Annotated in this window: 5 protein-coding genes; 2 read left to right on the plus strand and 3 right to left on the minus strand. The window is 69.6% G+C overall.

Going from position 1 to position 6,392, the window contains the following annotated elements; genetic code table 11:
- Positions 1-1,268: ABC transporter permease (locus K6I33_RS29785; RefSeq protein ID WP_229357652.1), on the minus strand; the 1,268-nt coding region annotated here is incomplete at its 3' end.
- A 291-nt stretch (positions 1,269-1,559) separates the two neighbouring features.
- Here K6I33_RS29785 and K6I33_RS29790 point away from each other — a divergent pair.
- Positions 1,560-3,035, plus strand: coding sequence for a DUF4157 domain-containing protein (locus tag K6I33_RS29790; protein ID WP_229357653.1), 1,476 nt, complete (start codon positions 1,560-1,562; stop codon positions 3,033-3,035).
- 261 nt (positions 3,036-3,296) lie between these two features.
- On the opposite strand, the gene K6I33_RS29795 is transcribed toward K6I33_RS29790, so the two are convergent.
- Positions 3,297-3,698, minus strand: coding sequence for a hypothetical protein (locus K6I33_RS29795; RefSeq protein ID WP_229357654.1), 402 nt, complete (start codon positions 3,696-3,698; stop codon positions 3,297-3,299).
- Positions 3,699-3,710: 12 nt separating this feature from the next.
- The gene (locus K6I33_RS29800; protein WP_229357655.1) at positions 3,711-4,067 is read right to left on the minus strand and encodes a leishmanolysin-related zinc metalloendopeptidase; all 357 of its coding nucleotides are present in this window, start codon (positions 4,065-4,067) and stop codon (positions 3,711-3,713) included.
- Positions 4,068-5,072: 1,005 nt separating this feature from the next.
- On the opposite strand from K6I33_RS29800, the gene K6I33_RS29805 reads away from it, so the two are divergent.
- Complete coding sequence (locus tag K6I33_RS29805) at positions 5,073-6,227, plus strand: oxygenase MpaB family protein (RefSeq protein ID WP_229357656.1); 1,155 nt, start codon at positions 5,073-5,075, stop codon at positions 6,225-6,227.
- Positions 6,228-6,392 lie beyond the last annotated feature (165 nt).

The following is a 6,392-nucleotide window of genomic DNA, read 5'->3' on the forward strand; positions in this document are numbered from 1 at the left end:
CCCCCACCGGGGCCTCCACCCGGGCCGCCCCAGCCACCGCCGGCACCCCCGAGCTGCGCGGTGAGCTTCGGGCTGATGGCGGTGACGAGGGCTGCCGCGCCGAGGCCGAGCGCGATGCCCAGCGCGCCGCCGAGCAGGCCGTTGACGAGCGCCTCACCCATCACCTGCCGGGTGATGCGACTGCTGCGCCAGCCGAGTGCCTTGAGCGTGCCGAACTCGCGTACGCGCCGGCTCACCGCGGAGGACGTCAGCAGCCCGGCCACCAGGAACGCGGCGACGAGCACCGCGATGGACAGCCACCGGCCCACGTTCGTCGCCAGGTCGGCGGCGGTGGACAGGGAACCGGAGACCGTGGAGGCGAGGTCCGCGGCGGTGGTCACCGTGGTGCCGGGGACGTTCCGCTGGATCGTGGACTTGACGGCCGAGATCTGCTGCGAGCTCGTCGCCTTCACATAGACCGTGGTGATCTTGTCCTTGGCGTCGGCGAGGGCCTGGGCCTGCTGGAGCGGCAGATAGACATGGGCGGCGGCATCGGCGCTGTCTGCGGTCGCGATACCGATGATCTTGTAGTCGTTGCCGCTGATCGTGAGGGTTTTGCCGACCGCGAGGCCGTTCTTCTGCGCGTACGCGCTGTCGACCACGGCGACCTTCTCGTTCGCCTGCGCCGAGGTGAAGCCGTTCCCGCTGGTGATCTTCGAGGAGGTCAGCGGGCCGAGATCCGGGTGGGCCACGTCCACGCCATAGGCGGAATAGGAGTCGACGCTGAACCTGGCGCCACCGCCCTCGACAGCCTCCGGCCCGCCGTCACCACCACCGAAGCCGCGCCGTCCACCACCGGCGTTGCCCTCTTCCTCCTTGACCTTGCCCGGGTCGAAGTCACCGTTGACCTTGACGATGTTCAGGGAGAGCCCACCGACCGCCTCGGAGACGCCTTCCTGCCCGGCGACCTTGGAGACCGTCGAGGCGTCCAGCGTCTGGAAGCCCTTGGGCACGACACGGTCGCCGCTCTGCGGGCCGCCCGTCCGAGACCGGAAGTTGAAGGTCGGCCGGCCGCCGCCATTGCCGTCGGCCGGCTGGGCCTTCGTCACGGTCATGTCGGTGCCCAGGCCGTAGAGCGACTGGAGCACCTTGTCCTGGGCCTTGGCCATGCCCGCGGACACCGAGGTGACCGTGATCACCAGCGCGATGCCGAGGGCGAGGCCCAGGGCGACGACCAGCGCCGCTTTTCTGCGGCGGCGCAGCTCGCGCCGGAGGTATGTGAAGAACATGCGGATCCTTGAACGGGTGAACCCGGCCGGGCACGCGTAGCCCGGGCGAGGAAGACGTGGGGGGACAGCGGACACCGGGAGGAAGCGGGGCCCGGCCCGGCTCCGTTCCGGCTGCCGTGACGCTAGGGCGGGCCCGTGAGGGATCCGTGAGGCCAGGATGAGACGGAGATGAGAACAGCGAAGTGCTGTCCCGACAGGGGAGGCGGGCACTCCGCCCCGCTCCACCTGGCGGGGCGTCACCCCGCTCGGGTATACCGGGATGGCGGACGACCGGCGCCGGAAGGAGCCTCCATGTACGACCGAGCGAGCAGCAGCCGAGTGCCGAAGAGCACGAACGCCTCGGCGGACCGAACCCACCCGGTCCGGGCGGCGGCGCCCGCCGAGGCCCTGCTCGCCCTCCAGCGCTTGGCCGGGAACGCCACTGTGGTCCAGATGGTGCGCCGGACCGGCGCCTCCGGTGCCGCCCAGGACCGGCACCGACACCGGCACGGCCCCGGCCGCGGCCACGGGGAGGAACGTCGGCCGACGGCGCAACGCTCCGCCGTCCACGACGTCCTGCGCGGCGGCGGTCGGCCGCTCGACGGCCGGAGTCGCGCCGACATGGAGGCGCGCTTCGGAGCGGACTTCTCCGATGTGCGCATCCACACCGACGCCGCCGCCCACGCCTCCGCAGCCGAACTCGGCGCCGCGGCCTACACCTCCGGCAGCCACATCGTCGCCGGGCCCTCCGGCGTCGACCGGCACACCCTCGCCCATGAACTGGCCCATGTCCTCCAGCAGCGCTCGGGCCCGGTGGCCGGGACCGACCGGAGCGACGGGCTGCGCGTCAGTGATCCGTCGGATCGGTTCGAACGCGAGGCCGAGGCCACCGCCCGCCGAGTGATGAGCCGCCCGGCGACCGCCGCCCCCGCTGCCGGCGGCCCGCCCCTACAGGCCGCACAGACCTCCCGGAGGACCTGCGACGTCCAGCGCATCCACCACCCGGCCAAGATCGATGACGAGGTGCGGAGGCTGGTGGCCCAAGCGGGGAGCAGTATCGACGAGTACATCGCCGACTACAACACCTGGCAAGCGAAGCGCGGCGACGTCAAATGGCTCATGAACAACGCGGACCTCAACGACTCGTTCGAGCACCTTGAGAACCTGGTCGGCCCGCCCCGGCAGCGCACCAAGGCGGAACTGGAAGCCGCCCTGGAGGCGGCCATCCGCACCGATCTGACGACCACCTCGTCGGAAACGATGGCGAACACCCGGACAGCGGCGCTCGACGCGAAGCGCAAGCTCGTCCTCGGCCGCACGGGCGATACCGGCCCGTGGGCCACGTATCAGCAGGCCAAGCCCCAGACGGGAGACCGGCTGCCCGAAAGCGCCCGGATGGGCAGGCGGCTGAACACCACCAAGTGGTCCGTTCCCGTGAACTTCGCCTTTATGGACGGAGGCATCGCGGAACGCGCCGTGTTCAAGATCGTCACCAGCCTCGGCCCGCAGATCGAAGGCCTGCTGACCGGCGGGCAGCTCCACGCGGGCAACTTCTGGCAGGAGATCGAGAAGCTGGGCGACAGCGCGCTCTGGGACAGTCGCAAATCGGCCGACGAGGGTGGCCCCCAGGCGATGCTGGGGCACGAGATCCTCCAGCTCATCGAGTCCGGCTACCGGTTCCACGGCCGGGAGAGCACCTACGCGCACGGCGCCCGGCTGGTCGCCGTCCACCCCGACAGGCCCTCGCCCGCGGTCGGCGACAAGACCCAGCCACTCACCCTCCCGTGAGGCATCCTCCCGAACGCCTGGCCGCGCCCCGGCACCGTAGACCGCCGACATGGGGCACCGGCTTCCGTCGAAGCGCGGTGGCGGAGGTGAGGCGAGGTGAGGAAGGCGCGGGGGCATCAGCGGCCGTCGGCCGGCCGAACCTCGCTGTGCGCGACCGGCCGCTTGACCCCGACGTCGAGCGAGCGCGGGGAGTCGGAAAGGAAACGTCCCGCGTAACGGGTCGCCGGGGCCACGTGACCCGGAAGCGGTCCGAGCGGTGGCTCAGGCCGATGACGGACCGTGGCACAAGGGAGAGGCGGTCGGCAGCGCGGAATCAGCCGCCCCCGGCTGTTCCCGCAGGTTCGCCCGGGCGACGGTGACGTAGAGACCGGTTCCGGTGACCACACGGCAGTGGTCGCCTTCCTCCCGGAGGAGGAGCACCGAGGTCCCGGCAGGCAGCATCCCGTCGGGCTGGGGAGTCCGCTCGGAGCGCTCGAACCAGTACGGGTGCATCTCCTCGAGGATGTGGCTGAACCGGTTGGGCGCCGGCCGTACGACGTTGTCCCGGGGAATGACCGCCTCGGATCTGAGGACGGTGGCGTCGGGCCTCAGGACGGCACGCTGCTCCTCTCCGCGCGCGTCGTCGCGCCCGTCCCGGGCCCGGCGCTCTCGCTCACCGTTCATGAGTGCTGATCCTCACGCCGGCGTGAGCAGGCTGTCCTCGGGCAGTATGACCGGGATGGTGCGCTGCACCGTTCCGGCGCCGACGGGCGCCGCGTGGGTGCGCAGTTCGCTCCGTTCGGCCAGCTCCAGGTGGTTGGGCAGCGCGTACTCGTCGGCGGCCTCCATGTCCACGACGTAGCCGAGATCCTGCAGGCTGCCCACCGTGAGACGGCTGAGCGGATTGGGGGCTCCGCCGACGAATCCGGTCATCAGCTCGTTGGCGAACACCGTCTCGCGCCAGTGCCCGTCACGCGTCCCCGGCCCGCCCTGGTTCTCCGCCGGCACGGGCCTGGGCTGACCCACGCCCACCAGCTTGCCGTACTCCGCCATGGCGCTCGTGCCGCGGAAGACGGGGTTGCCGGTGCCGGCGCCCTGGAGGAGTTGCTTCTCCGACCAAGGGCGGCCATGGGTCTCCCTCCTCGGAGGAGGAGTTGCTACGGCTGCGCCGGAGAACCATAGGAGACGTTGTGTCGAGAAGTCGTCTGCGCAGAGCCTGCCCCAGGCTCATAAAGTAGCGAGGAAACCGCCCAGGCCGCTCTGGCAGGTTCCCGGCGCCACGCGCACTGCCGAGGTGGTGTGCGCCTTGGTTTTCTGCTGCCCTGTGTCACCTTCACACCGTCCGGGCAGCGGACACCTGTGCTCCACTATTTTTCCAGGCTACGCCTGTTCCTGCTGCTGGCAATCCGCGCTCACGGGGGGCGGTCGCTCGACTGACACCACCACGCGGAACCGATACCGGCCACACCCGAAAAGGCGTGGCGATCCTGTAAGACTGCTGTACATGGCAACCTTCCTCGTGACCCCCGGCTGAAAATACTGGCCCGAATGTCCAGATCGGTTCCACGCTGGGGGAGTTGGCAGGTCCAGGACGGGGGGCTGTGGCCATGGAAACCGTCAATCGCATGGCGCTGGACGACGCGTTCAGCAGCACGCGGCGGAAGCAGGACCAGCAAGGACGGATGAGGGAGTCGACACGGACGGCTGAGCAGCCCTCGATGCGTCGCCTTCAGCCATAAGATTTCCGCATGCCGGGAATGCGGCGAAGACCGGCAAAGCGCTCTCCCCCGACGTGATCGAGCCGACCGGCCAAGGCGCTTACGTTACGGTCGGTTATCCGTCCGGATACCCGAGAATTCTTCGCGATTCCCCCGGAGGGGCGAGATTCTCCCGTTTGAGTGAAGAAGAAACGATTCCTCACCCTTCTTCCCCCTGCGGCATCGGCGAAGCCGGGAAGCATGCCCCTGTTCGCTGGTTCCTCTGCCCGAGCACCGTGCCGGTGGCGCTGATGCCACCGCGCGACCAGCTGGCGCCCCTCGACGGAAGAAGGAAATCCCCGTGCCTCTGACGACTCAGAACGTGGAGCAGGAGCTCGAGCTCGCCAACCAGGCCGGTGATCCGCCGGCCGACCAGCTGGTGTCCGACCTGATCGACAACAAGGAGGTGGACGGGGTCAACGCCCTCTTCCGCACCATCGGCACCCTCAAGCCCGGTCAGGACTACTCGAACCTGCCGCCGCGCCTGGCGGATTTCCTGAGGGAGGCCGAGGCGCCGCCGCCGGGCTGGACGGACGCGGACTCCACGGCCGTTGAGGGCTTCTTCCGCCACCACCACGGCGAGGCGTCCATGCTGCAGGGCACCGTCGGCCTGATCGGCACCTACCTGTCCCCGACCGGGGCGTTCACCCTGCGCTCCACCGGCCGCCTCGGCGGGGTCGAGGGCCCTGGCCGACGCCTGTCGCAGTCGTCGCGGCTGTTCCTCGACATGGGAAACGACAACGCCACGCGTGACGGAACCCTTGCGGCGAACGTCACCAAGGTCCGCCTGGTCCACGCCTCTGTACGCCAGCTCCACAAGAAGAGCGGCGTGTGGGACTACGCCAAGTGGGGCGAGCCGGTCCCGCAGAAGTACACCACCGGTGCCATCTGCGTATTCAGCGTACAGATCCTCGAGGCCATGAAGAACCTCGGCATCGACGTCTCCAAGGATGACGCCAACGGCTTCATGCGCGCCTGGCACTACGTCAACCATTACCTCGGCACCCCGCAGAAGTGGGTGGTGCCCAAGGACGCCGATGAGACCACGCGCCTGTGGAAGCAGGTACGGGACAACGAGTGGAAGAAGACCGACGACGGCGTCTTCATGACGAAGCAGGCCCTCGACTTCTACAAGAAGTTCTACCCCGGGCCGGTCCACGACGCGTTCATCGCGATGGTCCGCCACGCGCTCACCGACAAGTACGCCGACATGGCCGGACTGCCCAAGAGCGTCCTCGATCTCGCCGCCCAGCCGCTCGCCGCCGGCCACGGCCTGGCCAGTGGCATCGGCGGCGGTCTCCTGGGCGGCGGCGCCGAGAAGGTCACCGGCGTCAATCCGTACAAGGAGATCATCGGTATCGCGTCCAAGGCGTACAACGAGGTCCAGCGCTTCGCGCTCACCCACGACCAGGACGACCAGCCCCAGATGCACCAGGAACTGGGCGACAACCGCTGAATCCCCGCGCGCGGACTCCGGCAGGGAACCGGTGCCGGGAGTGTCACTGATGCCGATCGGAAGCCGCCCACGGCCGTCCGGGCGATCGTCCGGACGGCCGTGGGCGGAGCTGCCATTGAAACGGCGTCAGGGTTGTCGGCAGGGGCATGCGGGGGGATGGGGAGG

The organism is Streptomyces sp. UNOB3_S3, from assembly GCF_020740895.1.
In the GTDB taxonomy this organism is placed as follows: Bacteria; Actinomycetota; Actinomycetes; order Streptomycetales; family Streptomycetaceae; genus Streptomyces.